Here is a 26,677-nt window from a genome sequence, read left to right as displayed (position 1 = left end):
CCGGGACAGGCCGAGCAGGCGCACCAGACCCCGCAGGTCCGGGCCCGCGCCGTCGCGCACCAGGACCGCCGGACCGGCCGAAAGTCATCGTTCAGCGACGCCGCGATGCCGGTATCGCTAAAAATGGTAGAAATGTACGCGCCGGACAAGATCGACGAGCCACGGCTTCGCTGGTACGCGCGGGAGCGCGGCGGAGCCTGGCGAATCGCGGCCCTGATCGTCTACGGCACCGGGGTGTTCGCGGTGCTGTTCGAACTGATCGGCCGGTTCACCCCGGGCGTGGGCACGCCGCGCGGCGGGGCGGTCGTGATGATGAGCTGCCTGGCCTTGTTCACCGTCGCCACCGTGGTCTTCACCATCGTGGCCGGGTTCAACCGGGCGCTGGATCAACGTACGCGCGCGGCCTGGCGACTGATCGCCTTGAGCTCCGTCCTCTCCCTGGCCGCGACCGTGGCCCGCGGCATCTGGCCGCCGGGGACCGTGTTCCCGGCCCCGGGCGACGTGTTCGGGCTGGCCGCCGGTCCGGTCCTGCTGGCGGGGCTGTTGTGGTTCCCGTTGCGCTCGCAGTCGCGGCGGGACCGGCGGCGTGCGCACATCGATGCCGCGCTGGTGGCCGTCGCGGCCGGCATGACGCTGTGGTACCTGTACGTCGGGCCGAGTCTCGGTTCGAACGCCACAGTCAACCTGCTCGCCATCGCCTATCCGGCGATCGACCTCATGCGGGTGTTCGGGGCGACCCTGGTGTTGCAGCGCGGCGCGGCGGCGTCGGTGCGGCGGTCGATGGTGCTGATCTGTTGCGCTCTGCTCGCGTACATCATCGCCGATGTTGATCTTGGTTATCAGCAGGTCCGGCACGGGACCGTGCAGCCGTCACACTGGCAGTACGCGCTCTGGCTGACCGCCGGCGCGCTCCTCACCGCGGCGCCGGTCGAGCAGTGCCTGCGGGCCCGGACGCATCGGCTGACCATGGACCAGCACCGCGACCATGCCGTCAGCCTCCTGCCCTACCTGGGCATCGTCGCGGCGTACGTGCCGCTCCTGCTGGCCACGCGCCGCCTCCCGCTGGCACCGTTCGGCGGCCTGGTGGTCGGCGCCCTGGCCGTGACCGCGCTGGTCGTCGCCCGCCAGATCAGCGCCCTGCGCGAGAACTCCGAGCTGGTCGCCACCGATCCGCTCACCGGCCTGGTCAACCGGCGACGGCTCTACCAGGCCCTCGACCTGAACCTGGCCCGCAGCGTCCGCAGCGGCTCCGGGGTAGCCATGTTGCTGATCGACCTCGACGGGTTCAAGGAGGTCAACGACACGCTCGGCCACGAGGCCGGCGACCGCTTGCTGATCGCGTTCGGATCGCTGCTACGCCGCAACGTCCTCGGCTCCGACACCGTCGCGCGGCAGGGCGGTGACGAGTTCGCCGTCGTGCTGCCCAACGTCGACTCACCGGACCAGGTGGCCGCCGTCGTCCGCCGCATCGTGGCCGACATGCGCAATCCGCTCCTGCTCGGCGACGTCCCGGTGTGCGCCCGCGCCAGCATCGGCATCGCCCTGTCCGACCGGAACGGCACCGACGCCGACGAACTGCTGCGCCGCGCCGACGCCGCGATGTACCAGGCCAAGCGGCGCAAGGGCACCGAGGGCGCGACGTACGAGTTCTACGCGGAGGCGACGGCCTCGAACTGACCGGGCCGGCCCCGGGGTGGCCATGATCCGACACGTGCGGCCCTCGACCGTCCGCATGGGACGGTCGGATGATGAACGCATGAAGGCTGAGTTCGAGGCCCCGTCGCCGGGCGGCACCGCCGGGGCCACGACCCGCCGGGACCGGCCGCACCGGGTGCCATCGGTGAGCGGCGATCGACGGGCCGCGCTGCTGCCGGGCCTGTCGCCCGCGGGCAACCGTGCCGTCGCCGGATGGCTGGGCGGCCCGCCCGGGGCCGTCGTCCAGCGGATGACCGTCACCGCTGAGATGCGCTCGTACCCACGGGTCGGGGTCACCACGAACCCCCGCAATCCCGTCGTGCGCGAGTTGCAGGAGGCCCTCAACCGCGACGGGGCGCAGCCCGCTGTCGTCGTCACCCGGATCTTCGACGCGGCGACCGAGGCCGCGCTCCGCGAGTTCCAGGGCCGCCACGGGCTGGCCGTGACCGGGGTCTGCGGCCGGCCGGACTGGGGCATGATCGGCTCCCTGCGCCGCTCCGGGCTCGGACCGGCATCGCCACCGGTGACGACCGGCACCGGTCCGATCGACCAGGCGCACCGGGACGCGATCGAGAACATCCTGCACCCACCGGTACCGCCCCCGGCGGGCGGCGGCCCGGCGCCCGCGCATCCGCCGATGACCGGCGCGGGGGTGGGCGGGGCCTTCGAGACGGACAGCTTCGCGGCGCTCGACGCCTACCTGTCGGCGCAGGCGGCGGCCGGTGCGGGCGGGGTACGGGCGGCCGGACTGCCCGCCATCGCCGCCGCCGCGCAGGAGGAGACCGAACGCTTCTTCGCCCCACACCTGGTGACGGCCAGCCGAACCCCCGGCGGCTCGTACCATCCGGGCGCGTACACGCCGCCGCTGGCCGACTCGCAGGGGCGGACGGTCGACGTCAGCACCGCCTGGGGCTGGGCGCTCTACTTCCTGCGGGACCCGAGCTATCCGACCAACGCTCCGCTGGTCACGCACCACGTGCTCGAGGACGGTGCACGGCCGGACGCCGCCGAGGTCAACCGGGTCGCCCTGGCCTGGGTGCAGAGCAACGCGAACCGGATGCGCTGGATCACCCGTACGATCCGCGACTGGCCCGCCGAGGCCGGCTCCGGCACCGTGTTCGTCAACAGCCGGATGCCCACCGGAACGCCGCAACTGCAGGCGCAGTGGGATCTCTTCACCACCCTCATCCACGAGTTCCTGCACCTGGTCACCCATGAGAACTACAACAACGCGGCGCAGGCCGTCGGCGGAAGCGCCCAGCAGATCCTGATCGAGGGCATGACGGATCACATGCGCGACCAGGTCTGGCAGGGCCTGCTGCCGGGGCTGGCGGCCAACAACGCCCTGCGGCGGCGGGTCGAAGGCCTGCACTACGCGGCCGCGCCCACCCCCGGGGCCTTCGTACCGCACGCGTTCTACACACAGATGGCCGACGCCGACGCCATCGCGACGCAGTCGGGCGAGAACAACGCGCGAGCCGCGTACTTCATGGGCCGGGCCGACCTGCTCGGGCTCGGGCCGGCCACGCCCAGCACGACGCCGCTGACGAACATCGCCGGGTGGGACGCCGCCGACGCCGGCCGCGAGGGCGTCTACACGGTCGGAGCCGCGGCCGAAACTGTGGCACAGGTGATGACCCGCACGGGTGCTTCGGCGCCCCCGGCCACCATGGCCGGCGCGGCGCTGGCCAACCCGACCGTGAGCCTGCCCGCCGGCACCCAGGTGCGGGTGGCCGGTGTGCGCTGGCACCGGGCCATCGCCGAGGACACCCGGGGTCAGGTCGCAGGCCAGTACGGTGTTCCGGTGACCTCCCTGGAACGGGCCAACGGCTGGCCGGCGGCGGGCGGCCGGACCTCGATCCCGGCCGGCACCCTCGTGCTGGTCCCGGCCGGATGAGCGCCCTCGCGCAGGCCCGGGCCGGAGAGTGGACGGGCTGGACCGGTCTCGAGCCGGTCGACGAGGCCGCGGCCGTCGCGCTGCTCGGCGACGCCGCACCCCCGCGGCAGTGGGCGCGGCTCTCCCGCCGCCAGGTTCACACCCGGATCTGGCCGTCACCGCGCACGCAGGTCTGGTTCGACGGCACGGCGGACACGATCCTGATGGTGGAGGTCCGGCCCGACCCGGCCCGCCCGTCCATCGGCGAGATCGTCGCCGAGTTCGGGCCGCCCCCGCTCAGCGGCCCGCCGCGGGTCCTGGTCGTCGGCGTCGCCCGTGAGTACGTCTATCTGGACCGGGGGGTCGCCTTCACGCTCGGCGGCGACCCGGAGAACGTTCTGGCCGCCCGCGTCTTCGCCCCGGCCGACGAGCCGACCTGGCTGCTCCGCCTCGGCGGCGGCGACATGCCCGGCCCCGGCTAGACAGGCCGGTATCGCGCGGCCGGGTTTTGAGGATAGGAGAGGCGTGGGCTACTTCGGACGGATCCTCGTGGGGCAGGGCATCGAGCCGGTGCCCGGTGTGACAGTGCTCGACGAACGCGAGCTCGGTGGCGGGTGGCGGTGGTGGCAGTGTGACGGCGACCTGCCCGGTGGGCTGGACGCGCTGGTCGGCCGGTCGGGGGCGCCGGCGCTGTGGGCGTACATCGTGGACAGTGATCTGGCCGATGTGGAGGCGTTGACGCCGTCGGGGCTGCGGTTCCGGACGTACCTGCACCCGGAGATGGCGGAGAGTTACGACGCGCCGCCGCTCGCCCAGTCGCCGGAGGAGGTTCTCGATCTGGCGCGACGCTGGGCGGCGGAGGCGGGGCTGACTCCGGACGACGTGGCTCTGCGTAGTGTCCTGGAGGCGGAAAACACGTTCGCCGAGGCGACGTTGGGCGAACTCGTGGTCGCTCTGGGGATCTAGGATGGGCCGGTGGCGAGGCGACGACTCAGCGACGACTGGACCATCGAGCTACCCTCCGATTTCGATGCCGACCTGAGGGCCCCCGACGGCCGTGCCCTCCTGGCCGAGGTGATCACCACGCCGCCGGCGCGCGCGCCCGAGGCCCTGCTCGACGAGATCCTGCAGGACGTGCACGGTTCGCCCGAGCAGAAGTGGCGCGAGGCCGGCACCGACGCGTACGAGGTCCGCTACGCCTCCTGGTACAGCCAGGACGGTCGCTGGGGCCTGTACGCCTTCACCATCCGCCGCGGCTCCTACGTGCAACTGGCCGCCCTCACCGACGACCCGGCCGACCGCGACTGGGCCCTGGCCGCGTGGCGTTCCCTGCGCTACTCCGCCACCCCGGCCCCGAAGGCCCAGCTCCGCCCGGCTTAGCCTAGCTACGGCTCGAGGGCTGGATGGCCCGCAGAAGGCTCTCCACGTCCTCGGCCGGGAGCTGTGAGCGCCAGAAGAGGACCTCACGTTCCCAGCGGTCGGCGGGATCCGCGGCGTCCGGAAAGAGGTCGTCCGGGCTCAGGCCCCCGCCGACGCATGACAGGAGAAGGGTCAGGTTGGCGGTGTAGTTCGCTATGCGGGTGGTGATCGGCGCATCAACCGGCCGGTAATCGGTGTCTTGTGACTCACGGTACGGCGCACGCCGGAGGAGAGCGAGCAACGTTTCGCGAATCGTCATCCGCCCGTCCGCCGGCCATTCCCGCGTCAGCTCGGTGAGAAAGCCGGTGACGCCGGGCCAGTGGCTGAGCGTGGCGAACGACAACAGCGAGCGCAAATATCCGTCGTCCGGGTCGACGCTGAACATGCGGTCCGCCAGCATCTGGCGCGCGACATCGTCGAGAATCTCCAGAGCGTGCGACGCGACGAGATATTCCGCGAATGAGGAGTGCAGAAACTCGTAAGCCGGCCCCATCGGGGCGGGGTGCTCCATGGTGAAGAAAAAGGTGTTGATCACGGGTTCGGGTTTCGTCACGGAGGCCGCGGAACCGAGCGAACGAAGGTCTTGCTCCAGGTCGCCGTGCCTCACGTGGCCGGCCCGGCGGTTGAGCATGGCGAAAGCGACCACGGCGAGATCACGTTGTACCGACCGGACGGCCCTGTCCGAGTCGTTCGGTGTGTCGCTCTTGGCGGTTTCGCGCCTCGCGGCAGCGAACAGGAGCCGGCGGTAGAACTCAGCACGGATTCCGCTGGCGGGCGCCGAAATGGCGAGTAGTAGCAAGAGGAGTGGCTCGTTCGCGAGCCCGGGCCAACTCCGCAGCAGCGCCTCGGCCGACGCGCGACGATGCGGGTTCACCCTGTTCCAGACGTCCACCCAGGCGCGGACGCGGTCGTCGTCGAACGGCTCCAGCCGTATCGCGGTGGTTTCCGCCGGCATCCGGAAGCGTTCGAAAGCTACTGTCCGGCACGTCACCAGCACACTCACCGGCCGGTCGAGCGCATCCTCTCGACGTTGGAAGTCGGTGACTTCCCGCAGGTAGCGGGACCTCGGGAAACCGGTCGCTCGAAGCTGCTCGTCGAGACCGTCGAGAAGGATGACCGGATGCTTTCCGGCGATGGCCCGGGAGAAGTCCGGCCACGCGGTTCGTTCCCCGGTGTCGGCGAAGATCGCATGCTCGATCTGGTCCTGGATGGTGCCGTCGGGGGGAACGTGACGGAGCTTGACCACCACGGAGACGTAGGTCTCGGCCGGCAGGCGAGCGGCCATCACCTCGGTCAGCATGCTCTTGCCCGCGCCCGGACTGCCCAGCACGATCAGTGGAGCTTGGGTGGAGCTGGGCAGGGCGAGCCACGCGGCCATGAACGCGGAAATGTCGTCTCGCAGTGGTAGCTCCCGCCACCACTGTTCGCTGGCCATGGCGGAATCCGCACCGCCGGCGCCCAGCCGGAACCGGGGTTCGAGATAGGACTCTTTCGCGGTCGGGACCGTGACGTCATCGTCGAGGAAGCTGCTCTCCACCAGAGGGCGGCTCAGCGCGGCACGATGGGCGAGGGCCAGGGATCGGACCAGCATCTCGCCTCTGTCCGGGGTGATCGGCTGCGGGGCGATCAGTGCCGGTAGATCGGATCCGGTCTCGGTCAGCAGCGCGGTCGGTTCGACCCCGAACGCGCGCGCGAGCACGGTCAGGTCGTCGGTGGTGACGGACTTGCGGATACCGGACTCGATCTTGGCGATCGTTCCCCGGGAGAGCCAGGGTGGCCCGTACCGGGCGCATTCCTCCGCGAGCCGCTGCGCGCTCCAGCCGCGATCCTTGCGCAGCTGCCGAACCCGCTCTGCCGTGGACATCCCGCCCGCTCTCCAGGCCCCGCCGTCCGGGCGCCCGCCAGAACCCTATCAACTGATAGGTGTTCCGTTCCAGAACAGACTTGCATCATGTTCCGATCAAGAACCGCGAGGCGTACTCTGCTCCGCATGCGTCGTCCCACCGTGCGTTCGAAGGGGTCCACATGGCCACGTCCACCACTCCCGGAATCCCCGACGGGTTCATGGTGGACACCCTGACCCGGCACGGCCAACGTTGTGGTGAACCCGAGCTCAACCTGCTCTTCAACGCGGTCCGCGACGGCTTCCGGCCCGAGGAGGTCACGCTCGAGGCGGTCTGGCACGGCAACCACTTCCGCCGGGGGGACCTCGCCGGCGTGCGGGCCGCTATCGGGCGGTCGCTGACTCCGGGCGATGCTCGCCGGCTCGATCAGTTGCGGCTCGAGGCACAGTCCGACGGCCGGGGCCGGGTGGTGGTCACCCTCCACGAACAGGCCACGGTCACCGTCGAGTCGCCGGATGCCGCGTGGGCGATCGGCAAGGCCGAGCAGATTCGCCGGATTCTGGCGCATGCCGGTGGCCGGCCGCGGCCGCGACGTTTCCGGCCCTGGCTCTGGGCGGTGGCGGGAGCGTTCGCGGGCGGCCTGGCCGGTCTGCTCGCCGCGACACTGGCCGGGCCGGCCGGCTTTGCCGGGGTCGTCGTGCTCGCGTCCGCTCTCGGGTGCGGCGGCGCGGCCGGCTGCTTCCTGGTCGCGCGGCACATGGTGGTCCGGAGCCGCCCGGTGATCTGGATCGACGGCCCGATCCCGCGCCGGGGCTGGCGCTCTTGGGAGCTACGGGATCAGATCGCGTTCGTCGCGCTTCCGTTGTCGGTCGTGGCGGCCGTGCTCCGGGTCATTTCCGGCTGAGCGCGGTCAAAGCCACGGCGAAACGGACCCGGACGGCGCGATCAAACCGCCTCGTACATGGTCAGGTAGCGCGGGTAGAGGTCGGCGGCGGCGGGGCCGATGCTGGCCGGGCCGACGATGTCGTGGGGGAGGTTCTGGGCGGCCGGGATCTTGTACTCGGTGAGCGGCACGTCGTTGGTGCGGGCGATCTCGCCGGGCAGCGCGAAGGCCTCGTCCACGTTGATCAGGTGATCGGCGCCCGAGGTGACCACAGCCAGCGAGGTCAGCGACTCGTTCACCGGATGGTCCTTGTAGTTGGCTCGGATCTGCAGATATTGCGCCAGCGCGGAGTAGAACATGTCGCCGTTGCGGCGGTCGGGGAGGACGCGGCGGCCCCACAGGACGGTCATCGGCTTGATCAGCATGGGCGGGGCCTGGGACGCGTCGGGGGCGTAGAACGGGGCCAGCAGCAACGCGCGCTTGACGTCGCCGCGGTACTCGGTCAGCCAGGTCGCCAGGTTGCCGCCGCCGGACAGGCCGACCACGCCGAACTCGGAGCCCAGCCCGGCCGCGATGCCCGCCGAAGTGTCGGCGTAGTCGACCAGCTCGGTGGCGGTGACGAACTCGTGCGCGTCCTTGTCGACCCGGCCGTGGCGGGGCTCGCGGGGCACGTACACGTTGTAGCCGCGGTCGAAGAAGACCCGGGCCAGCGCCTGGAAGTCGGCGGGGCAGCCGGTGTAGCCGTGCAACATCAGCACGGTGCGGGAGGCGCGCTGTCCGTGCGTCAGCAGTTGGGTACGACATTCCGGGCGTACGGTCGCATCCGTCTCGTCCCGCGCGACCTGACGCTGAGCCGCGGCCGTGGCGTCGGCGAAACCCAGCGTCGGCGCCTCGGATCGGCGCAGCCGCCCGTCGCCCAGCGGCCAGAGGTAGATCGTGGCGACGGCCAGCAGCAGGACGGCCAGCGGGACGGCCACGGCCAGCGTCCAGCGCCGCCGCCGGCGGGTGGCGGCCACCTCGGGCGCGGAGGGCTTGGTGATGATGCGCATGGTCAGTGGCGCCATTTCTGGTTGCTGGAGCCGTTGCACGACCATAGCTGGGCCAGGACGCCGTCGCCGCCATCGCCCGACGGCACGTCCACGCACTTGTCGGCGGCCGCGCTGACCAGGTCCTCGGTCTTGGTCAGGGTGAACCGCTGGAACGCCGAGCCGTCGCAGGCGGCGGTGAAGAGTTGCGAGCCGGCGCCGGTGTTGCCGATCTGCACGCATTGCCGGTTCACCCGCATCGTGCCGTCGGCCGAGAGGGTGAAGTTCTGGGCGTCGGTGCCGTTGCAGTGGAACATCCGCAGCTGGCTGCTGCCGGCCGGGACGTCGAGGCAGGTGCCGGTCTGCCGGTTGCGGAGGGGCTTCGAGGGCTCGGCGGCCGGCGTCGGCTTGGTGTCGGCGGCGGTCGGCTCGGTCGGCACCGCACGGGTCCGCGACGGACGCGGCTTGGCCGGCGCGGGGGCGGACGCCTGCGTCTGGGCCGGGCCGGCCGCCTGCTCGTGCGCGGCGGCGGTGGGCGGCGGGGGAAGGCCGGGTGAGGAGACGAAGGCCGGTTTGCCGCCCGCCTCGGCCTTCTCGTCCGGCCCGGAGCTCAGCGCGACGATGCCCGCCAACACGGCCACGGTGGCCAGCGCCAGCGCGCCGACCAGCAGCAGCTTGCGGTTCTTGGGCGTCCGCGGCGCGGGCGGACTGACCGCGGTCGCGGCCGTGCGCAGCAGCCGCTCGGCCGTCGTGGCGTCGGCCCGGCGCGCCGGATCCTTCTGCAGCAGGCCGTTCAGCGCGGGCTTGAGCGGGCCGGCCTGCTGCGGGGGTCGCGGCTGTTCGGTGGCCAGCGCGGCCAGCGTCGCCATCGGTGAGGACTTGGAGTACGGCGGGCGCCCTTCCACCGCCGTGTAGAGCGTGGCGCCCAGCGACCACAGGTCGGCCGGTGGACCGATCGGGTCGTCGAGGGCCCGTTCCGGTGCCAGGTAGGACGGTGACCCGAGCACGACGCCGGTGCTGGTCATCGAGCTGTCGCCGGCCGCCGTGGCCAGCCCGAAGTCGGTGAGCACGACCCGCCCGTTGGTGCCGAGCAGGACGTTGCCCGGTTTGACGTCACGGTGCAGCAGGCCGACCTGATGCGCGGCGCGCAGGGCGGCCAGCACGCCCAGCCCGATCTCGGCCACCCGGGCCGGTGGCAACGGGCCGTCCTTGCTGACCACCTCATAGAGCGACCGGGACGGGACCAGCTCCATCACGATCCACGGCTCGCCGCGCTCGTGCAGCACGTCGAAGATCCGGACCACGTTGGGATGGTCGATCCGGGCGATGGCGCGCGCTTCCCGGATCACCCGTACGCGCAGATCCTGCTCCTCGGTCTCGGTGAGGCCCTTGGGCAGCACCAGTTCCTTGACCGCGACGTCGCGGCCGAGCAGTTCGTCACGGGCGGCCCAGACGCGACCCATGCCGCCCTCGCCGACCAGAGCGACCAGTCGATAACGCTCCGCAATCAGCTGGGCCGGCTTCGTCGACACGACGGCACCGTATCGTTCGTTGTCATCGCCGGACAGCTGTCCTTGTTGCTGCCGCACGTCACCCCTCCGCGCTCCGCCCACCGAGCGTCGATGGAGCCCCCGCGACTATGACGTACCGGGCGCGGAAATGTTCACCGTTCGACGGTCTGTCGCGTAGCTGACGGCAAGGACTCGTGCAGACGGGCAACCAGGGTGGGTGTAACCGACCGGTAGGCCGACGGATCGACCGGGTTCAGCCAGTGCGAGGCGCGTACCCGCTTGCTGATGTTGAGGTCGAGATCGTCGAGCACCTCGTCCAGGTTCTTCAGCGAGAACGGAATGATCTTCCCGCCGCGGCTGTGGTGGCGGTCGGTCGCCTCGTCCATGAAGGCGAGTTGCTTCGTCACCCGCGTACGCATCTCATCGGGACCGGGCAGCGCGACCGCGCCGGCCAGATGGGCCGCGATCCAGACCGCCGCCATCTCCGCGTTCAGCGGGCTGAAGAACGACGAGTTGTAGCCGTTGAAGTAGAGCCCGTCCGCGCCGAGCGGCAGGATCTGGCGGTAGAGCAGGAAGTTCCCGCGCTCGTCGAACAGGTCGGGTACGTCCAGGAACGGCACGTCCTGGGTGAAGCCGGTGGCGCAGACGATCAGGTCGGCGGGCAGCGTCGTCCCGTCCGAGAGTTCGGCGAAGCCGGGCCGCAGCCGGGTGATCGTGGTGTCCCGGTGCACGACGATCGAGCCGTCCGCGACACCCTCGAAGAACCCCTCGGTGGCCAGCCCGATCGCGCCCTTGACGATGCCCTCCATCGTGCCCCGCGGCACCAGGCCGAGCCGGTCCAGCTTGAACTGACGGCGGGAGACCGAACCGATCGAGTTCAGCATGTTGCGGCGGATCGGGTTGCCCGGCCCGTGCAGGAACTTCTCGACGCCGCGGCGCCGGTGATAGCGGAACAGCGCCTCGCCCAGGCGGGTGAGCAGCAGCATCTTGAAGTTCAGCACGCCGGCGATCTTCCGCGGCACCTTCCAGAGCAGCTGCCGGGCGATCACGTGGGTGCTCGCCGCCACCCGGCTCAGCGGCACGGTCACGTCGCAGGCCGATTTGCCGTAGCCGACGACCAGCACGTTCTTGCCCTGGGCGAGCGAAGCATCATGCATCTCGGTGCCGGCCAGCACCTCGCCACCGGCCGCCGTGAACTCCTCGACTCCCGGGAACGAAGGCATGTTGGGCCGGCAGAAGACTCCGTTGGCGACGACCAGCCGATCCACGATGTCGCCGTCGCCGCCGTCGAACGTCAGCGCCCACTTGCCGTCGATCTGGGCGGCCCGGGTGACCAGCGTGTTCAGACGGAGCGGGAGGGCGAACTCCGAGGCGTAGGACGCGAGCCAGGACTGCACCTGGGCGCCGGTGGGCCACTCCGGGAAATCCTTCGGCAGCGGGTAGTCGGACAGGCCGTAGGTCGCCTTGGCGCTCTGCGTGGTCAGGCCCGGATAGCGGCGGGTGCGACTCCAGACGCCACCGACGTCCGGGGCCGAGTCGTAGACCACGACCTCGTGGCCGGCCTGCTGGAGCGTCTTGGCGGTGGCCAGCCCGGCCACCCCGGCGCCGATGATCCCGACGCGCATGGCTCAGTGCCCCCCGCCCGGCGGCAGCTGCGGCTCGATGCCGAACTGCTCCATGATCGGCTTGATCGTGGCCAGGTCCTTCGGGCCGGGCGGCAGCTCGCCCAGCGCCTGGTAATACGCCTCCAGACCGGCCGGCGAGACCACCGAGATGACCCGGGCCTCGTCGCGGTACGGGTTCCGGAACGTGTGCACCACGTTGCGCGGCAGGTAGAGGTAGTCGCCGAACTCGAGGGTGAACTCCTCGCGGCCTAGCGACACGTCCAGCCGCCCGGCCAGGCAGATGAACGACTCGTCCTCGCGGGTGTGCAGGTGTGCGGGCGGGCCGTTGGTCTCGGGCGGGATCGCGTACTCGAACAGGGAGTAGGCCTCGCGGGTCGAGGACCCGTTGGCCTTCATCGTGATGTTCAGCCCGATCGCCGGGATCTGGGTCCCCTTGCGTGAACTGAGCATGTATCCGCCACCGAGACTCACGGTTGCCTCCCTAGATACTGTGCGCTGGCTCACAGCCTGCGGTTGCGCGAACGGAAAGGCCTAACGGCGATCCCGCTCAGCGGGACGGAAAACTGGAGTACGCCCGGGACGCGGCCGCCGCGGCCAGCCGCACCGCCGGCCCGGCGCGGTCGGCCCGGACCAGTGCGGCCGGCCCGGTCACCGAGACCGCGGCCACCACTCCGCCGAGCGGGCCGAAGATCGGCGCGGCCACGCAGCTGATCCCGATGTTGCCCTCCTCGCGCTCGACCGCCAGCCCACGGTCGGGAATGGCGGCCAGCTCCCGGCGCAACGCGGTGGCCGTGGTGATGGTCCGCGGGGTACGCCGCTCCAGCCCGCCGTCGATCACCGCCTGCACGGTGGCCTCGTCGCTGTGGGCCAGGATCGCGCGCCCGAGCGCCGAACAGTACGCCGGCAGCAACGCCCCGACCTGCGACAGCATCGGCATCGGCCGATGACCGGTGATCTTCTCGACCAGCAGCACCTGGACGCCGTGCAACACGCCCAGCTGCACCGTCGTCCGGGTCGCGTGGAACAGGTCCTGCAGGTAGGGCAGGGCCGACTCGCGCAGCTCGTGCCGGACCGGCGCCAGCCCGGACAGCTCGAACAGCCGGTTGCCGATCCGGTACCGCTCGGCCGGCTTGTCCAGCCAGCCCAGCTTGAGCATCTTGTCCGCGGTGCGGTGCGTGGTCGAGCGCGGCAGCCCGCTGCGGGTGACCAGCGCGGCCAGGGTCAGCTCGCGATGCTGCTCGTCGAAGGCGCCGAGGATCGCGGCGGCTCGCTCCAGCCCGCCGACACTCCCGTCCCGCTCAGCGGGACTCATGGTAGGCCGCCACACGTCATGACGGTGAGGCTAGGCCCTGTGGGGCAATCAGTCAGCAGAAGAACGGCACTGGTCGGCGGCGGAGCCTCCGGCATCGGGTTCGCCGCGGCCGAGGCCCTGGCCCGGGACGGCCACGACATCGTGCTGGCCGGCCGCCGGCAGGAGCCGCTCGACAAGGCCGCGGCCACCCTGGCCGAGCGCACCGGCACCGGGGTGAGCACGGTCGTCGCCAACCTGGCAGTCGACGTACCCCGGCTGACCACCGCGGCCGACGTGCTCGTGCTCAACGCCGGCGGCCCGCCGCCCGGCCGCATCCTCGACGTGACCGACGACGGCTGGCAGGCCGCGTTCGACCTGCTGCTGCGCGGGCCGCTGCGCCTGGCGCGGACGGCCGTGCCGGCGATGGCCGACCGCGGCTTCGGCCGGGTGGTCTTCGTGACCTCGACCGCGGTCCGCCAGCCCCAGCCCGACCTGGCCACCAGCGTGGTGCTGCGGGCGGCGGTGACCAGCGCGGCCAAACTGCTGTCGCGGGAGTACGCCGGCCACGGTGTCACGGTGAACTGCGTGGCGCCTGGTCCGACCGCGACCGACCGGCGCCGGCAGATCCTCACCGCCCGGGCCGAGGCGGCCGGTGGCACCTACGCCGACCTGGACGCGGCCGACGTCGCCACCGTCCCGGCGGGCCGGGCCGGCCGCCCCGAGGAGGTCGGCGCGGCCGTCGCGTTCCTCGCCTCGGCTGCCGCAAGCTACGTCAACGGGACCGTGCTCACGGTCGACGGTGGCAGAACGGAGACTCCCTGATGACGACGTCCGGACCCGGCTTCGACCTGGCCGACTTCCTGTCCTCGATCACCCCGGCGGTGCGGCCCAGCCAGGCCCGCCCGATCGTGGTGCACGACCACGAGCTCGAGACGCTGCCCGCGGGCCAGGTGCACAACCCGACCACGCTGCGGATCGCCGGGAAGCTGCCGACCGCGACGTTCGAGCTGTTCCGGCAGACCATCCCGGCCGGCCTGAGCTCGGACATGCAGCGGCACTACCACGAGACCGTGCACTTCGTGATCTCCGGTACCGGCCACACCGAGGTGGAGGACGAGGTGGAGGAGTGGTCGGCCGGGGCGTTCGTCTACACGCCGCCGTGGACCTGGCACCGGCACTACAACGACTCCGCCGACGAGCCGGTCGAGTTCCTGACCATCGAGAACTCGCGGCTGCTGAGCCTGTTCGGGATCGCCCGCCGGGAGAGCGCCGGCCTGGTGACGATGAAGGAAGCCCGGGAGGGTACGACGTGAGCGAGCACATCAGCATCTGGGGCGAACTGGCCACAGTCGAGCACGAGCTGCGGTTTCTGGACGTGGGAGGTGTGCGTACCCGCGTACTGAGGGCTGGGTCTGGTCCTGATCTGATTCTGCTGCACGGCACGGGTGGTCATCTGGAGGCGTACGCCCGGGACATCGCCGGGCTGGCGGCCGACTTCCGGGTCACCGCGTACGACATGGTCGGGCACGGGTGGTCGGACACGCCGGACCGCCCGTACACCATCGATGTCCTCGCCGATCATCTGATCGGGCTGATGGACGCCCTCGGCATCGACCGCGCCCACCTCTCGGGCGAGTCACTGGGCGGCTGGGTGGTGGCCTGGACCGCCGCCGTCCGGCCCGAGCGCGTCGACCGGCTGGTGCTGAACACCCCGGGCAACATCGCCAACAAGCCCGAGGTGATGGCCCGGATGCGGGACAGCACGATGGCCGCGGTGCGCGACCCGAGCGACGAGACGGTCCGCCGGCGGGTCGAGTTCCTCTTCCACCACAAGGAGATGGTCACCGACGAGCTGGTCCGCCTGCGCCAGGCGGTCTACACCCGGCCGGGGTTCCTCCAGGCGATCAGCAACACGCTGGTTCTTCAGGATCCGGTTGTACGTAAGGACTACGCGTGGAGCCCGGACTGGGTCGGACGGGTGACCGCGCCGACGCTGCTGCTCTGGACCGAGCACGACCCGACCGGCGGCCTGGACGAGGCCGACCTGCTGCTCGGCTGGCTGCCCGACGCCCGGCTGCACGTGATCGCCGACGCCGGGCACTGGCCGCAGTGGGAGAAGCCCGGCGAATACCTGGCCACGCACCGCGACTTCCTCCTGCTCGGGAAGGACCCCGCATGAGCGAGATCATCGGCTTCGTGGGCATGTCCCACTCGCCGTTCGCCACCCTGCTGCCACCGGGCGCCGAGGGGGAGCCCGGTGCGCATTTCCTCGCCGACGCGCGCCGGGTCGCCGCGACGGTGACCGAGCTGCGCCCGGACGCGGTGGTGGTGATCGGGCCGGACCACTTCCACGCCAACTTCTACGACCAGATGCCGCCGTTCGTGCTCGGCGTCGAGGCGGCCACCGGGTTCGGTGACTTCGGAAGCACGGCCGGGCCGCTGCCGGTCGCGTCCGGGCCGGCCTGGGCGATCCGGGACGGGCTGGCCGACGCCGGGTTCGACGTGTCCCTGTCGTACGCGCTGACCGTCGACCACGGCGTGGTGCAGAGCTACGAGATGGCCACCGGCGGCATCGGCGTCCCGCTGGTGCCGCTGGTCCTGAACACCGCCGCGCCGCCCCTGCCGAGCCTGGCCCGCTGCGTCGCGCTGGGCCGGGCGCTGGGCGCGGCCGTCCGGCGGTCCCCCGACGCCGGCCGGGTGGTGGTGGTGGCCAGCGGTGGCCTGTCGCACTGGCTGCCGTCCAACGACCCGCGCGATCCCTCGGTGGTCGGCGAGCGCCGCGACTCCCTGATCCACGGCCGGCAGGACGCCCGGGCGTTCGCCGCGGTGCGGGAACCCCGGGTCCGAGCCATGGCCGGCAACCCCGACGCCCCGGTCAACGCCGACTGGGACCGCTGGTTCCTGCGTCAGCTGTACACGCTCGACCTCGACCCGATCGTCGCGCTCGGCCACGACAAGCTGGAGGAGGAGGCCGGCAGCGGCGGTCACGAGGTGCGTACCTGGCTGGTCGGTCACGCGGCGGCCGGGCTGCCACTGGTCTGGGACAGCTACGAGCCCGTCCCCGAGTGGATCACCGGCATGGCCATCGGAACGACCTTCCCGGTCGGGTAAACGCTTGGCCCGGTGCGTCGCGATGCGCGTAGAGTCTCGCGGTGAACAGGCTCGTGAATCGGGCGGTGCCGCCCCGGCTGGGAACACCCTTCCGATGGCTGTTGGGCTCGTCGTGGCTGACCAACCTCGGTGACGGCGTCGCCGCCGCGGCCGGCCCGCTGCTCGTCGCCGCGCTGACCGACGAGCCCTTTCTGGTCTCCATGGCGGCGCTGCTGCGCTGGGCCCCGCCGATGGTCTTCGGCCTGTACGCCGGGGTGCTGTCCGACCGGCTCGACCGGCGCCGCATCGTGCTGGTGGCCAATGCGACCCGGCTCCTCGTGCTCCTCGCCCTGGTGGCGGCCCTGGCCACCGGCCGGCTCACGGTGGCCGGCGCGCTGATCGGCCTGGGGCTGCTGGCCACGGCCGAGGTGTTCGCCGACAACACGACCGCCACGCTCACCCCGATGCTGGTGCCGCGGGCCGACCTGGGCGTGGCCAACGCCCGCGTGCAGACCGGCTTCCTGACCCTCAACCAGCTGGCCGGCCCGCCGATCGGCGCGGCGCTGTTCGCGGCCGGATACGTGTGGCCGTTCGTCGCCGAGGCGGTCCTGGTGCTGGCCGCGCTGTTGCTGCTGGCCCGGCTCACCCTGCCCGTGACGACACCGGAGAAGGCGGCGGTCCTGCGCGACATCCGGGCGGGCTTCGCGTGGACGATCCGGCACGCGGCCGTGCGTACCCTGGTGCTGACGATCTTGATCTTCAACGTGACGTTCGGCGCGGCCTGGTCGGTGCTGGTGCTCTACGCGACCGAACGGCTGGGGCTCGGCGCCTTCGGGTTCGGGTTGCTCACGACGGTCTCGGCCGTGGGCGGGCTGCTCGGCACCGGCATGTACGGGTGGATCACCGCCCGCGTCAGCCTGGGCAACGTGATGCGCGCCGGTCTGATCATCGAGACCCTGACCCACCTGGCCCTGGCCGTGACCACCTGGGCGCCGGCCGCGCTGGCCATCTTCTTCGTCTTCGGCGCGCACGCCTTCATCTGGGGCACGACGTCGATCACCGTCCGCCAGCGAGCCGTGCCGGCCGCGTTGCAGGGCCGGGTGACCAGCGTCAACACCATCTGTGTGTTCGGTGGCATGGTGGTCGGCTCGGCCATCGGCGGCACCCTGGCCACTCGTTTCGGCGTGACGGCGCCGTTCTGGTTCGCCTTCGTCGGCTCGGCCGTCTTCGTGGTCCTGTTGTGGCGGTCGCTGACCAGCATCGCCCACGCCGACAACGACGTGGCGATGATATAGCAGAATTCCACCATGGACCGGAGACCGCCGGCCCCCGCCGAGGCTGGGTCGCGGCCGCTCTGCTGCTCGGCGGGCTGCTGCTGACCCCGCTCGGCGTGTTCCTCCTGGCCGCTTCCTTAACTGAGGGAGGCGTCGACCGCTGACGGCCGCGAAATCGAACGGTGTCGGCTCGTCCGGCGGCGTCAGCGCGTGCCGGCCTCGTCGTAGGCGATCCGGATCCCGCCGACGTCAATGATCATCGGTCAACGATATCCGTCGGACGGAAAACGTTGTCATTACCTCACGGAATCGCGCAATTACCCATGGAAATCGAATGGTGCTCGTTATTCCGTGCAAACTAGACATCGAATTGATCAAGTTTGAGGCCTGGTTATCCAGCGGTACCCTGGACCGGTCAGCCGTCCATCCTGGAGGGCGAGAACTCCTAGGACGACGAGTGGCCGGCCGGCGCATTGCGGTGATCATCGGTGTGAATAGCACCGTGCCCGCGGCCGGGCTGCCGCCGCTTCTCTTCGCCGAAAAAGATGCACGTGCGGTGCGCGATCTGCTCTGTGATCCCGAGATCGGCACGTTCGATCCGGCCGACGTGTCCCTCCACCTCGGGCCCGACGCGGCCGTGGGCGCCGTCAAAGCCTCGTTGTCCCAGGCCGTGCACGGTGCTGGTCGCGACGATGTGCTGCTCGTCTTCTTCGCCGGCCACACCCGCGAGCCCGACTGGAGCCGGGGAACCGACGTCCACCTGGTGACGCCCGACCTCGACGACTCGGCCCTGGCTCTCGATCCCGAGGCCGGGCTGCGGATGTCATACCTGAAACGTCACGTCCTGGGCCGCTTCCCGGGCACCGCCCTGCTGATCCTGGACTGCTGCCGTGCGGGGAGCCTGCTCGCCACCACTGAGCAAAATATCGACCTGATCAGCCATGACGGCCGGCCCGAAGCGCGATACAGCGCTCTGATGGCCTGTGCCGGCGACGGCACCACTCGGGAGGACGCCGAGCTCGGTCACGGCGTGCTGACCTATCACGTGCTCCGCGGCCTGCGTGGCCAGGCGGTCGACCGGCGTGGCCAGGTGACCTTCCAGGCGATGACCAATTATGTCCAGGAGCAGGGGCTCGATTCCCGTCCGGGCGTGGTCACCAAAAGCTGGGGCGGCACCACCGTGCTCACCCGCCCGGAGACCGACGCGTCCGGCGTCGGCCAGGCCCCGGCGTCCGCGATCCCGGGCGTGAGCGTGACGCCGTTGAAAAATCCGCTCGAACAGTATGCGGCCGACATTCTCACGCTTATCGATGGAATTTCGCATGCCGCGGCCAAGCCGCATCCACTCGGCCTTTCCGAGCCGCTGCGCGCCAATGTCCAGCATGTCCAATCGGCGACGGATGCCGATTCGGTGGCGCTTCTCGAGTATGCCCACGAGAGCTTCCAGATCGTCGATGCGACGCCGCGCTTCGACCTCGACGATCTGCGCCACCTGTTGCAGCCGGCCGAGGAGGGCCTCCGGCCGGACTGGTTCGGCCACACCATCGAGCGCAATGGGCTCACCCTGCTGTGCGCGCCGGTGAACCGCGCGGCCGGCAAGGTGCTCTTCCTGGTGGCGGTGAACCCGCGACCGGAACTGGTGGCGGCCGGGCAGCCCGTGGCCAAGGTGCTCGAGACGGTGTGGCGGGCCGATTTCGCGCGGCATCCGCTCGAGGCCGAGGTGCTGGCCCTGACCGCCCTCCGCGAGACGTTCGGGCGGCTGCCCACCTCGATGTTCGAGCGCTGCTTCCGGCAATACCAGGAAATCGTGCGGTCCATGGAAATCGTCTTCCAGCCGGTCGTCACGATCGGCCCGACGCCCCAGCAGGTCGGTGTGCACAGCTACGAGGCGCTGGCCCGCCGGTCGCTCGACGACATGCGCGCGCCCGCCGCGATGTTGCAGGTGCCGGATGCCTGGACCGACTGCTTCACGATCGCCCGCGATCAGATCATCACCGAAAAGGCAATGATGGCGTACGCCCGCGCGCACGCCGAGGACCCGTGGGACATGCCCAAACCGCTGTCGGTCAATGTGTCGGTGCGGGCGCTGCTCAGCGACTCGTACGTCGAGACCCTCCGCGCCGCCATCGCCGCCGCCAATCTCGATCCGAGCTCGGTGACCCTGGAGATCTCCGAGCGCGACCCGATCGAGCCGCGCATCGACGAACAGTGGCCGGACGAGCCCCACGCCTACTTCCACAACCGGCTGGTCGAGATCGCGCGGGATGTCGGTGTCGGGTTCGCGGTCGACGACTTCGGTTCCGCGTACGCGTCATTGTCCCGGATGGCCGAGCTGCCCCTGACACAGATCAAGGTGGACCGGGCCATCCTGCACCACCGGCAGGCGCTGCTGGAGCTCTCCTTCGTGGTGGCCATGGCCCGGGACGCCCTCGACCGCGGCGAGACGCACGCGCCGCGGGTGGTCATCGTCGAGGGCGTCGACGAGCACTCACCGGTGACGTTGCGGCAGCTCGCCGAGAAGAAGATCCGGCACGTGCAGGGCTACATCGTCGGGGAGCCGGCTTCGGCCCGGCTGCGGAGGCTACCGCTCGAGATCCGGAAGGAGATCGCCGCTCGTGTCACAGGTGACGACGAACCACGTGCGATTGAACTTGCCCGAAGAAGTGCTGCGGGAGATGGACCTTCCCTACGACGGGGTGCGTGACGCCGGCGCTGTCGTGATCGCCATCGAGGGCGTCAACGTCGCCGCCAGCATCGTGACGTTGGTGACGCTCAAGCAGTACGCCCCCCGGCTGGCCGCCGCGCTCCGCCAGTGGCGCCTGCACCAGCCGCGCAAACCGGCCGGGGAGCCAACCACGCTGACCGTACGAGGACCCGGCGTCAGCCTGTCGATCGACCTCCCGCCCAACGTCAGCACGCAGCAGCTGCTGACCCAGCTGGCCCCTCTCCTCGACCGGCCCCCGGCACCGTAGGCCGACGCGACGCCAACCAGACGATCGCACACCCTGTCCGTCGTCCTCCGACTACTAGTCGCTTGACTATTGGGGTCGAGCAGACGGCGAAGAAGGGTGGTTTTCGGTATGGGTGTATTTCTGAGCGGCGAGGAGATGATCCACGTCACCGGTTGGCGCAAGAGCTCCTTCAGCGGAGCCGCCGGCCACTGTGTGGAGGTCGCAGCGGTCGAGGGCGGCGTGGCCATCCGCAACAGCACCTCGCCCGCATCCGGCGCCCTGCGCTTCAGCGACGCCGAGTGGGCAGCTTTCGTCAGCGGGTGCAAGGCCGACGAGTTCGGCTTCCTCGACTGACGACCCCGCGGCGGGAGCGCCCGGCCACAGGCGTTCCCGCCGCTCAGCCCGCCCATCCCCGCAGTCGCCACCCCGCGCCGTTCCCTCCGCCCCGCGCCGTTCCCGGGCGTCCCGCGTCGTTGCTGGGCGTCCCGCGTCGTTGCTGGGCGTCCCGCGTCGTTGCTGGGCGTCCCGCGTCGTTCCTGGGCGTCCCGCGTCGTTCCTTCCGCCCCGCTGAGGTGGCGCCGCTCTTCGCCTCTCTCGTCTCCCCGCCACCGCTGTTTGGCCTCCTTTGCTCTGAGCACAATTACGCATCGCCGCGCCCTTTGCTCTGAGCACAAATACGCATCGCCGCTGTCCTTGCTTGAGCACGCATGTCATCACTACGCGTGGGCGATGCATATATGTGCTCAGAGCAAAGGGTCCTCCGGGCATATCTCCACGCGGACAGGAGCGGCGGCAGGGTCGGAGAGTGCGACAGGGTGGAGTGGCGGCGACCCGGAGTGGCGGTGACCCGGAGCGGCGGCGGTGGAAGCGGCGGTGACCGGGAGTGGCGGTGACCCGGGAGTGGCGGCGACCCGGGAGTGGCGGCGACCCGGGAGCGGCGGTGACCCGGGAGTGGCGGTGACCGGGAGCGGCGGTGACCGGGAGCGGCGGGGAGGCAAGAGTGTCGGCTGGCCGGAGCGGCGGTGGGCAGGAGCGGCGGCGTGGCGGGCGGCCGGGCGGGCGGGCGGAGATGCGAAAGGCCCGCGCCGCATGTATGGCGCGGGCCCGAGGGCGGGATCGGTCAGTCCCGGACGTAGTAGTGGCCGTTGGTGTCGTCGAAACGACCGCCGGACCGGCAGCACCGGCGGAAAGCGCCGCCCGGAACCGCACGGGCACGGGTCGTTGCGGCCCAGTTTCTCGATTAGTTCCTTGTTCGCGCCGACGACCCGGTCGCCGCGTTTGACCTGCGTCTCGCTAGAGGGAACCCCCGGCGGCGCTTGCTGGTCGGCTCAAAAGGACGTTGCCTCGAAATCGCGCATGACTGCCTCCCGAGTAGTAGGTGCGGGAAGGCTAGCTGGGGTGGACCGGGGTGTGCAGGTGAATAACGCCTGAGATCGGCGGTCACCGTGCGGCCACGGTGATCGCCGATCTCAGGTCGGGGCGGCTCAGTCGTTCAGCGCACAGGGGGCGAGTGCGTCGAGTCCGACCGGCTTCGCCGCGGTGCGGCCGATGGCGGTGGCCATGCGGTTGATGGTCGCGACTCGCTTGTCCTCCAGTGGGCCGAGGATCGCGTTCTGCACGAAGTTCGGGCCGCCCTGGTCGCCGTCGCGGGACAGGCGGGCGTTGGCCTCGTCGATCTGGGTCTGCAACAGGGCCAGGTTGCGGTCGATCTCGGCCTGGGCCGAGGCCGGGACGTCCGGCAGCTTGCTGGCGACGTCGGGGCAGGAGATCACGCCGAAGGGTGCGTCGGCGTTGCCGCCCCCGTCGGCCGGCGGGGCTTCCTCAGCGGGCGGGGCCTCTTCGGCCGGCGGGGCTTCCTCAGCCGGCGGCGCTTCTTCGGCCGGCGGAGCGGCCGGAGCCGCGGCCTCACCCGAGAGCGAGCACGCGGCCAGCCGGTCGAGACCCTGCGGCTTCTCCCCGGCCCGGCCGATCGAGATGGCGATTCGGTCGATCGTCGAGATCCGCTTGTCCTTCAGTGGGCCGAGGATCGCGTTGTTGACGAAGTTGGGGCCGCCCTGGTCGCCGTCGCGGGCCAGCCGGCTGTTGGCCTCGTTGATCTGGGTCTGTAGTAGCGCGAGGTTGCGGTCCACTTCGGCCTTGGCCCGGTCCGGGATGGCGGGCAGCTGGCCGGCCACGTCCGGGCAGACGATCGAGCCGGCGGCCTTGGTGCTGTTGCCGTTCTCCGAGGCCATCGCCACGCCGAGTCCACCCGCGGTCACCGCCAGTGCCGCCGCGCCGATCGTCACGGGCTTCCACCACCGGCGGTTTTCCTGCCTGCGCCACGTGCGGTTCATGTCTTCCACCTTTTCGTCAGGGCGTTCTACGTCGATCGGTACGGACGCCCGGCGCCGGCTCGTTCAAGGTTTTCCGGTTCCGCCGAAACCGCGGAGAAGGTTGCTCGCGACTTCCTTAATTTCCGATGAAGTCGCCACGGGAGGTGGCGTCGGCTCCGCCGGAGCGGGCGTCCACTGTGAACGTGTCGCCGTCCGGGTCCCGCCCGGTGCCGTGCGAGAACTGGGCCGCGAAGACGTAGGTGCCGGGCCGTAGCCGGGCCCCCTCTTTGAGGGTGTACGTGTACAGCAGCGCGTCCGGGGTGTCCTTGGCGGTGAAGGTGAGGTCCGAGTTCGGCACGGTGGTGAACCAGCCGGCCCGGGACGCGTCCCGGGTCCGTTCGACCCGCACGGTGACCTGGACCCAGGTCGGTTCGTCGGCCTTGACGGTGACCGTGTTCTGCGTCCAGTTGGCCACCGAGGCCTTGTCCACCGTCCCGGAGACCTGAACCAGCTGGGGTGCGGCCGGAGTGGTCGGGTCATCGGCCGGCGCACGCTCGGCCGGTGGCTCGGTGGTCGGCTTCGACGTCGCCGGTCTGGTCCGTGCCGGCCGGGTCGAGGCGGGCCCGGCCGAGCGGGAAGCCGGCGGTGGCGGGGCCCCGGCGACCGGCGGCGGAGGAGTGGAACCGTCGCTGAGCTGGACCGCGACCACGCCGCCGATGGCCACGGCCACGACGGCCAGGGCGGCGGCGGCCGGGCGGAGGCGGTCGCGACGGGCGGCGGCCGCGCGCCGGGTGGCGGTACGCCGGGCGATCGTGGCGCGGTCCGGCACGTACGCGTCGGCCGCCTGCCGAAGCTCGAACCGCAACCGGTCGTCGTGGTGGTGACTCATCGCCGCTCCAGCACCGGCAGCAGCCCGAGATCGGCCGTGTGGCCGGCCTTGCGCAGCAGCGCGGCGAGCTGATCGGCGCCCCGCGAGGTGTGGCTCTTCACCGCGCCCACCGAGATCCCGAGAATCGCCGCCACCTCCTTCTCCGGTACGTCGAACGCGTAGCGCAGCACGACACACTCCCGCCGCCGGATGGGCAGCAGGCGCAGCGCGGCCCGCACGTCGAGCACCGCCGGGACGTCGGGTCCGCGGTACTCGTCGGTGCTCAGCCGGCTGCGCAGCAGACCCAGTCGTTCCCGGCGGTCCCGCCGCAGCCAGCCGCGGGCGGTGTTGGCGAGCACGCCGCGGGCGTACCCGACGGGGTTGTCCGCGCTCGTGACCCGGCGCCAGTGCCGCCAGATCTCCACCAGCGCGTCCGCCGCGATGTCGGCCGCGGCGTCCGGGTTGCCGGTGATCAGGTACGCGAGGCGCGCCAGGTCGGCGTGGTGCTGTTCGAAGAACGCCTGGTAGGCGCGCTCCCGGTCGGCCGGCACGACAGATGGTACGGATGCCGGGCCCGGACGGTTCGACGCCGTCGTGATCAGAAACACATTCGATACGAGTCCGTTCCGTATCGTTGCCCGATGGGCTTACGCTTCCTCAGATAATACGGACCTGTCTCGTATCGAAACTGGAAGAAGTCAGCATGAACGGACATCCCCGGCGCTGGGCGATCCTGGGCGTTCTCGTCATCAGCCTCCTGGTGGTGGTTCTGGACAACACGGTCCTGAACGTCGCCATGCGCACGATCGCCGACCCCGACGCGGGCCTGGGTGCCTCCCAGAGCCAGCTCGAATGGGCGATCAACTCGTACACCCTGGTCTTCGCCGGTCTGCTGTTCACCGCCGGCGTGCTGGCCGACCGCTTCGGCCGCCGGCTCAGCCTGATCATCGGCCTGGCCGTCTTCGGCATCGCCTCGCTCATCTCGGCCTACGCCGCCACCTCGGGCCAGCTGATCACCGCCCGCGCGGTGATGGGCCTGGGCGCCGCCGCGATCATGCCGGCCACCCTCTCGATCATCGCCAACGTCTTCGAGCCGAGCGAGCGCGGCCGCGCCATCGGCGTCTGGGCCGGCGCCGTCGGACTCGGCGTCGCGATCGGCCCCATCGTCGGCGGCCTCCTGCTGGAGAACTTCTGGTGGGGCTCGGTCTTCCTGATCAACGTGCCGGTCGTGGTGGTCGGCATCGTGCTCGTCGCGGTGCTGGTGCCCGAGTCCCGTGACCCCAAGCCGGGCCGGATCGACATCGTCGGCGTGCTGCTCTCGGTGATCGGCCTGAGCCTGCTCACGTACGGCGTGATCGAGGGCGGCGAGGCCGGCTTCGGCGACCCGCAGTCCTGGGGCCCGCTGCTCGGCGCGGTCGTCGTGCTGACCACCTTCGTGCTGTGGGAGCGCAGCCGCGAGTTCCCGGCGTTGGACGTCCGGCTCTTCGGCAACCGCCAGTTCGCCGCCTCCACCGGCGTGATCGGCCTGATCTTCTTCGCCGCGATGGGCGCGATGTTCTTCAGCGCCTTCTACCTGCAACTGGTCCGCGGCTACGGTCCGCTGGCCTCGGGCGCGCTGTTCGTCCCGTTCGCCCTCGGCCAGCTGGTCTTCGCGCCGCGCAGCGCGGCCATGGTCAAGCGGTTCGGCCCCCGCGCGGTCAGCACGGTCGGCCTGCTGCTGGTCACCGCCGGTCTGGCCGGCTTCACCATGATCGGCGTGGACACCCCGATCTGGGTCGTCGGCGCGCTGTTCTTCCTGATGGGCGTGGGTATGGCCAACGTGATGCCGCCCGCCACCGAGTCGATCATGGCGGCGCTCCCGCGGGAGAAGGCCGGCGTCGGCTCCGCCGTCAGCAACACCATCCGGCAGGTCGGCGGCGCCCTGGGCGTGGCCGCGCTCGGTGCGGTGGTCAGCTCGGTCTACCGGGACAATCTGGGCGAGGTGCCCGCCGGTCTGCCCGCCGCGGCCCGCGCGGCCGCCGAGGAGTCCATCTCCGGCGCGTACGGGGTGGCCGAACAAGCCGGTGCCGCCGGTCCCGGGCTGGTCGCCTCGGCCAACGACGCCTTCGTGACGGCCATGCACTATGCCTCGATCGCCAGCGTGGTCGTCGCCCTGCTGGGCGTGGCCGCGGCGGCGATCTGGCTGCCGAGCAAGCGCCCGGCCCAGGCGCCCGCCCCCAGTACCGAGGAGAGCCTGGCCGAGGAGCAGGGCGTCGCTCTGGTCGAGGCGTAACGCGCAGGCAACAATGGATGCCATGACGACCGCGAGCGCGGATGCGGGAACCGACCTGGAGCGCAATGCCGATCTCAAAGGTCGCGCTCCAGGCCGGCCCCGCAGTGCGAAAGCCGATGAGGCCATCATGAATGCCGTGATCGACCTGCTCAGCGAGGGGCAGAGCGGTTTCGCGCTGTCCATGGAGGCGGTCGCCGCCCGCGCCGGGGTCGGCAAGGCGACCATCTATCGCCGGTGGCCCAACAAAGAGGCCATGCTCATCGACGCGGTCGGCACGATGAAGGGCCCGCCGGTGCAGCCGCCCGGCGAGTCGCTCCGCGGCGACCTGATCGCGCTGGTCAGCGCCAACCGGGGCAAGCGTATGGAGATCTACGGCAAGGTCACCGCCTGCCTGATCCCCGACCTGCTGCGCGACGAGGAGTTGCGGGCGGCGTTCGGAGCGGTCATGGAGCCGCGCCGCGACCTGATGCGCAACGTGCTGCGCCGCGGTGTCGAGAGCGGCGAACTCCGCGCCGACCTGGACATCGAGCTCAGCCTGCTGATGCTTCAGGCGCCCGGCATGGTGCAGAACTGGTTCCGCTGGAACCCCAACATCCCGCACGAGGGCCTGGCCGAGAAGCTGGTCGACAACTTCCTCCGTGGTGCCGCCGCCTGAACCCCAAATGCCCAGTGGTAGCCCAGGGCGCCATCCACGCCGCGGATGCCGCGTGGGACTACCGCTGGGCTTTTCGGTGGTAGCCC

The 26,677-nt window shown here is 71.0% G+C and carries 26 protein-coding genes; 16 read left to right on the top strand and 10 right to left on the bottom strand.

The genetic code is table 11. The features are described 5' to 3' along the window. The first annotated feature begins 132 nt into the window (after positions 1 to 132). From ACGFIO_RS16555 to ACGFIO_RS16535, 5 genes are all read left to right on the top strand, one after another. Positions 133 to 1,677 (top strand): diguanylate cyclase domain-containing protein, encoded by a 1,545-nt coding sequence (locus ACGFIO_RS16555; protein ID WP_392827039.1) that lies wholly within the window; start codon positions 133 to 135, stop codon positions 1,675 to 1,677. A 79-nt stretch (positions 1,678 to 1,756) separates the two neighbouring features. After that, a complete protein-coding gene (locus ACGFIO_RS16550) occupies positions 1,757 to 3,592 on the top strand; it encodes a peptidoglycan-binding domain-containing protein (protein WP_392827037.1) in 1,836 nt (611 codons plus the stop codon). Continuing rightward, positions 3,589 to 4,053: a hypothetical protein gene (locus ACGFIO_RS16545; RefSeq protein WP_392827035.1), complete on the top strand. Its 465-nt coding sequence runs from the start codon at positions 3,589 to 3,591 to the stop codon at positions 4,051 to 4,053. The genes ACGFIO_RS16550 and ACGFIO_RS16545 overlap by 4 nt, the downstream gene beginning before the upstream one ends. Before the next feature lie 43 nt (positions 4,054 to 4,096). Further along, entirely contained in the window at positions 4,097 to 4,537 is a 441-nt protein-coding gene (locus ACGFIO_RS16540) for a hypothetical protein (RefSeq protein WP_392827033.1), read from the top strand. A 9-nt stretch (positions 4,538 to 4,546) separates the two neighbouring features. Further along, complete coding sequence (locus ACGFIO_RS16535) at positions 4,547 to 4,951, top strand: hypothetical protein (RefSeq protein WP_392827031.1); 405 nt, start codon at positions 4,547 to 4,549, stop codon at positions 4,949 to 4,951. A gap of 1 nt (position 4,952) precedes the next feature. On the opposite strand, the gene ACGFIO_RS16530 is transcribed toward ACGFIO_RS16535, so the two are convergent. Next, positions 4,953 to 6,854 (bottom strand): NACHT domain-containing protein, encoded by a 1,902-nt coding sequence (locus ACGFIO_RS16530; protein ID WP_392827029.1) that lies wholly within the window; start codon positions 6,852 to 6,854, stop codon positions 4,953 to 4,955. Positions 6,855 to 7,015: 161 nt separating this feature from the next. Here ACGFIO_RS16530 and ACGFIO_RS16525 point away from each other — a divergent pair, with 161 nt between their 5' ends. Continuing rightward, complete coding sequence (locus ACGFIO_RS16525) at positions 7,016 to 7,738, top strand: hypothetical protein (protein WP_392827027.1); 723 nt, start codon at positions 7,016 to 7,018, stop codon at positions 7,736 to 7,738. Positions 7,739 to 7,779: 41 nt separating this feature from the next. On the opposite strand, the gene ACGFIO_RS16520 is transcribed toward ACGFIO_RS16525, so the two are convergent. The 5 genes from ACGFIO_RS16520 to ACGFIO_RS16500 all read right to left on the bottom strand — a co-directional run bounded on the left by ACGFIO_RS16520 (position 7,780) and on the right by ACGFIO_RS16500 (position 13,190). Beyond that, positions 7,780 to 8,781, bottom strand: coding sequence for an alpha/beta hydrolase (locus ACGFIO_RS16520; RefSeq protein WP_392827025.1), 1,002 nt, complete (start codon positions 8,779 to 8,781; stop codon positions 7,780 to 7,782). Continuing rightward, entirely contained in the window at positions 8,769 to 10,274 is a 1,506-nt protein-coding gene (locus ACGFIO_RS16515; RefSeq protein WP_392827023.1) for a protein kinase, read from the bottom strand. Before ACGFIO_RS16515 ends, ACGFIO_RS16520 begins: the two co-directional genes overlap by 13 nt. A 131-nt stretch (positions 10,275 to 10,405) precedes the next feature. Then, a complete protein-coding gene (locus ACGFIO_RS16510; protein WP_392827022.1) occupies positions 10,406 to 11,878 on the bottom strand; it encodes a flavin-containing monooxygenase in 1,473 nt (490 codons plus the stop codon). A gap of 3 nt (positions 11,879 to 11,881) precedes the next feature. Next, complete coding sequence (locus tag ACGFIO_RS16505; RefSeq protein WP_392827021.1) at positions 11,882 to 12,349, bottom strand: cupin domain-containing protein; 468 nt, start codon at positions 12,347 to 12,349, stop codon at positions 11,882 to 11,884. 76 nt (positions 12,350 to 12,425) lie between these two features. Continuing rightward, positions 12,426 to 13,190 (bottom strand): IclR family transcriptional regulator, encoded by a 765-nt coding sequence (locus tag ACGFIO_RS16500; protein WP_392827019.1) that lies wholly within the window; start codon positions 13,188 to 13,190, stop codon positions 12,426 to 12,428. Positions 13,191 to 13,229: 39 nt separating this feature from the next. Between ACGFIO_RS16500 and ACGFIO_RS16495 the strand changes: the two genes are divergently transcribed. From ACGFIO_RS16495 to ACGFIO_RS16460, 8 genes are all read left to right on the top strand, one after another. Continuing rightward, positions 13,230 to 13,991: an SDR family oxidoreductase gene (locus tag ACGFIO_RS16495; RefSeq protein WP_392827017.1), complete on the top strand. Its 762-nt coding sequence runs from the start codon at positions 13,230 to 13,232 to the stop codon at positions 13,989 to 13,991. Further along, the gene (locus ACGFIO_RS16490; RefSeq protein WP_392827015.1) at positions 13,991 to 14,482 is read left to right on the top strand and encodes a cupin domain-containing protein; all 492 of its coding nucleotides are present in this window, start codon (positions 13,991 to 13,993) and stop codon (positions 14,480 to 14,482) included. Before ACGFIO_RS16495 ends, ACGFIO_RS16490 begins: the two co-directional genes overlap by 1 nt. Next, entirely contained in the window at positions 14,479 to 15,348 is an 870-nt protein-coding gene (locus ACGFIO_RS16485) for an alpha/beta fold hydrolase (RefSeq protein ID WP_392827013.1), read from the top strand. Before ACGFIO_RS16490 ends, ACGFIO_RS16485 begins: the two co-directional genes overlap by 4 nt. After that, a complete protein-coding gene (locus tag ACGFIO_RS16480) occupies positions 15,345 to 16,280 on the top strand; it encodes a 2,3-dihydroxyphenylpropionate 1,2-dioxygenase (RefSeq protein ID WP_392827012.1) in 936 nt (311 codons plus the stop codon). The genes ACGFIO_RS16485 and ACGFIO_RS16480 overlap by 4 nt, the downstream gene beginning before the upstream one ends. Before the next feature lie 41 nt (positions 16,281 to 16,321). Beyond that, the gene (locus ACGFIO_RS16475) at positions 16,322 to 17,554 is read left to right on the top strand and encodes an MFS transporter (RefSeq protein WP_392827010.1); all 1,233 of its coding nucleotides are present in this window, start codon (positions 16,322 to 16,324) and stop codon (positions 17,552 to 17,554) included. Positions 17,555 to 17,867: 313 nt separating this feature from the next. Then, positions 17,868 to 20,237 carry an EAL domain-containing protein gene (locus tag ACGFIO_RS16470; RefSeq protein WP_392827008.1) on the top strand — a complete coding sequence of 790 codons (2,370 nt, stop codon included), beginning with the start codon at positions 17,868 to 17,870 and terminating at the stop codon, positions 20,235 to 20,237. Then, the gene (locus ACGFIO_RS16465; protein WP_392827006.1) at positions 20,209 to 20,505 is read left to right on the top strand and encodes a hypothetical protein; all 297 of its coding nucleotides are present in this window, start codon (positions 20,209 to 20,211) and stop codon (positions 20,503 to 20,505) included. Before ACGFIO_RS16470 ends, ACGFIO_RS16465 begins: the two co-directional genes overlap by 29 nt. A 108-nt stretch (positions 20,506 to 20,613) precedes the next feature. Next, a complete protein-coding gene (locus ACGFIO_RS16460; protein ID WP_392827004.1) occupies positions 20,614 to 20,838 on the top strand; it encodes a DUF397 domain-containing protein in 225 nt (74 codons plus the stop codon). Between the two features lie 389 nt (positions 20,839 to 21,227). Here ACGFIO_RS16460 and ACGFIO_RS16455 read toward each other — a convergent pair whose 3' ends face one another. From ACGFIO_RS16455 to ACGFIO_RS16440, 4 genes are all read right to left on the bottom strand, one after another. Next, entirely contained in the window at positions 21,228 to 21,716 is a 489-nt protein-coding gene (locus tag ACGFIO_RS16455) for an SEC-C metal-binding domain-containing protein (RefSeq protein ID WP_392827092.1), read from the bottom strand. A gap of 252 nt (positions 21,717 to 21,968) precedes the next feature. Next, entirely contained in the window at positions 21,969 to 22,817 is an 849-nt protein-coding gene (locus ACGFIO_RS16450) for a hypothetical protein (RefSeq protein WP_392827002.1), read from the bottom strand. A gap of 115 nt (positions 22,818 to 22,932) precedes the next feature. Then, positions 22,933 to 23,685 (bottom strand): hypothetical protein, encoded by a 753-nt coding sequence (locus ACGFIO_RS16445; protein WP_392827001.1) that lies wholly within the window; start codon positions 23,683 to 23,685, stop codon positions 22,933 to 22,935. Continuing rightward, positions 23,682 to 24,215 (bottom strand): SigE family RNA polymerase sigma factor, encoded by a 534-nt coding sequence (locus tag ACGFIO_RS16440; RefSeq protein ID WP_392827000.1) that lies wholly within the window; start codon positions 24,213 to 24,215, stop codon positions 23,682 to 23,684. The genes ACGFIO_RS16445 and ACGFIO_RS16440 overlap by 4 nt, the downstream gene beginning before the upstream one ends. A 152-nt stretch (positions 24,216 to 24,367) precedes the next feature. Between ACGFIO_RS16440 and ACGFIO_RS16435 the strand changes: the two genes are divergently transcribed. Together ACGFIO_RS16435 and ACGFIO_RS16430 are read left to right on the top strand one after the other, a co-directional pair. Next, positions 24,368 to 25,936 (top strand): MFS transporter, encoded by a 1,569-nt coding sequence (locus ACGFIO_RS16435; RefSeq protein ID WP_392826998.1) that lies wholly within the window; start codon positions 24,368 to 24,370, stop codon positions 25,934 to 25,936. A 127-nt stretch (positions 25,937 to 26,063) separates the two neighbouring features. Continuing rightward, positions 26,064 to 26,591: a TetR/AcrR family transcriptional regulator gene (locus ACGFIO_RS16430; RefSeq protein ID WP_392826996.1), complete on the top strand. Its 528-nt coding sequence runs from the start codon at positions 26,064 to 26,066 to the stop codon at positions 26,589 to 26,591. The last annotated feature ends 86 nt before the right edge of the window (positions 26,592 to 26,677 follow it).

Source organism: Actinoplanes sp. NPDC049265 (assembly GCF_043197135.1).
In the GTDB taxonomy this organism is placed as follows: Bacteria; Actinomycetota; Actinomycetes; order Mycobacteriales; family Micromonosporaceae; genus Actinoplanes.
Note: the sequence above shows the minus strand (reverse complement) of the source record. Positions and strands in the feature narration are given on the sequence as shown.

What these genes read in the sequence shown, in the direction of transcription:
- ACGFIO_RS16555 (WP_392827039.1), top strand. Translation starts at nt 133, where the DNA reads ATGTACGCGCCGGACAAGATCGACGAGCCACGGCTTCGCTGGTACGCG.
- ACGFIO_RS16550 (WP_392827037.1), top strand. Translation starts at nt 1,757, where the DNA reads ATGAAGGCTGAGTTCGAGGCCCCGTCGCCGGGCGGCACCGCCGGGGCC.
- ACGFIO_RS16545 (WP_392827035.1), top strand. Translation starts at nt 3,589, where the DNA reads ATGAGCGCCCTCGCGCAGGCCCGGGCCGGAGAGTGGACGGGCTGGACC.
- ACGFIO_RS16530 (WP_392827029.1), bottom strand. Translation starts at nt 6,854, where the DNA reads ATGTCCACGGCAGAGCGGGTTCGGCAGCTGCGCAAGGATCGCGGCTGG.
- ACGFIO_RS16525 (WP_392827027.1), top strand. Translation starts at nt 7,016, where the DNA reads ATGGCCACGTCCACCACTCCCGGAATCCCCGACGGGTTCATGGTGGAC.
- ACGFIO_RS16520 (WP_392827025.1), bottom strand. Translation starts at nt 8,781, where the DNA reads ATGGCGCCACTGACCATGCGCATCATCACCAAGCCCTCCGCGCCCGAG.
- ACGFIO_RS16510 (WP_392827022.1), bottom strand. Translation starts at nt 11,878, where the DNA reads ATGCGCGTCGGGATCATCGGCGCCGGGGTGGCCGGGCTGGCCACCGCC.
- ACGFIO_RS16500 (WP_392827019.1), bottom strand. Translation starts at nt 13,190, where the DNA reads ATGAGTCCCGCTGAGCGGGACGGGAGTGTCGGCGGGCTGGAGCGAGCC.
- ACGFIO_RS16490 (WP_392827015.1), top strand. Translation starts at nt 13,991, where the DNA reads ATGACGACGTCCGGACCCGGCTTCGACCTGGCCGACTTCCTGTCCTCG.
- ACGFIO_RS16480 (WP_392827012.1), top strand. Translation starts at nt 15,345, where the DNA reads ATGAGCGAGATCATCGGCTTCGTGGGCATGTCCCACTCGCCGTTCGCC.
- ACGFIO_RS16470 (WP_392827008.1), top strand. Translation starts at nt 17,868, where the DNA reads ATGGTGCTCGTTATTCCGTGCAAACTAGACATCGAATTGATCAAGTTT.
- ACGFIO_RS16465 (WP_392827006.1), top strand. Translation starts at nt 20,209, where the DNA reads ATGGACCTTCCCTACGACGGGGTGCGTGACGCCGGCGCTGTCGTGATC.
- ACGFIO_RS16460 (WP_392827004.1), top strand. Translation starts at nt 20,614, where the DNA reads ATGGGTGTATTTCTGAGCGGCGAGGAGATGATCCACGTCACCGGTTGG.
- ACGFIO_RS16450 (WP_392827002.1), bottom strand. Translation starts at nt 22,817, where the DNA reads ATGAACCGCACGTGGCGCAGGCAGGAAAACCGCCGGTGGTGGAAGCCC.
- ACGFIO_RS16445 (WP_392827001.1), bottom strand. Translation starts at nt 23,685, where the DNA reads ATGAGTCACCACCACGACGACCGGTTGCGGTTCGAGCTTCGGCAGGCG.
- ACGFIO_RS16435 (WP_392826998.1), top strand. Translation starts at nt 24,368, where the DNA reads ATGAACGGACATCCCCGGCGCTGGGCGATCCTGGGCGTTCTCGTCATC.
- ACGFIO_RS16430 (WP_392826996.1), top strand. Translation starts at nt 26,064, where the DNA reads ATGAATGCCGTGATCGACCTGCTCAGCGAGGGGCAGAGCGGTTTCGCG.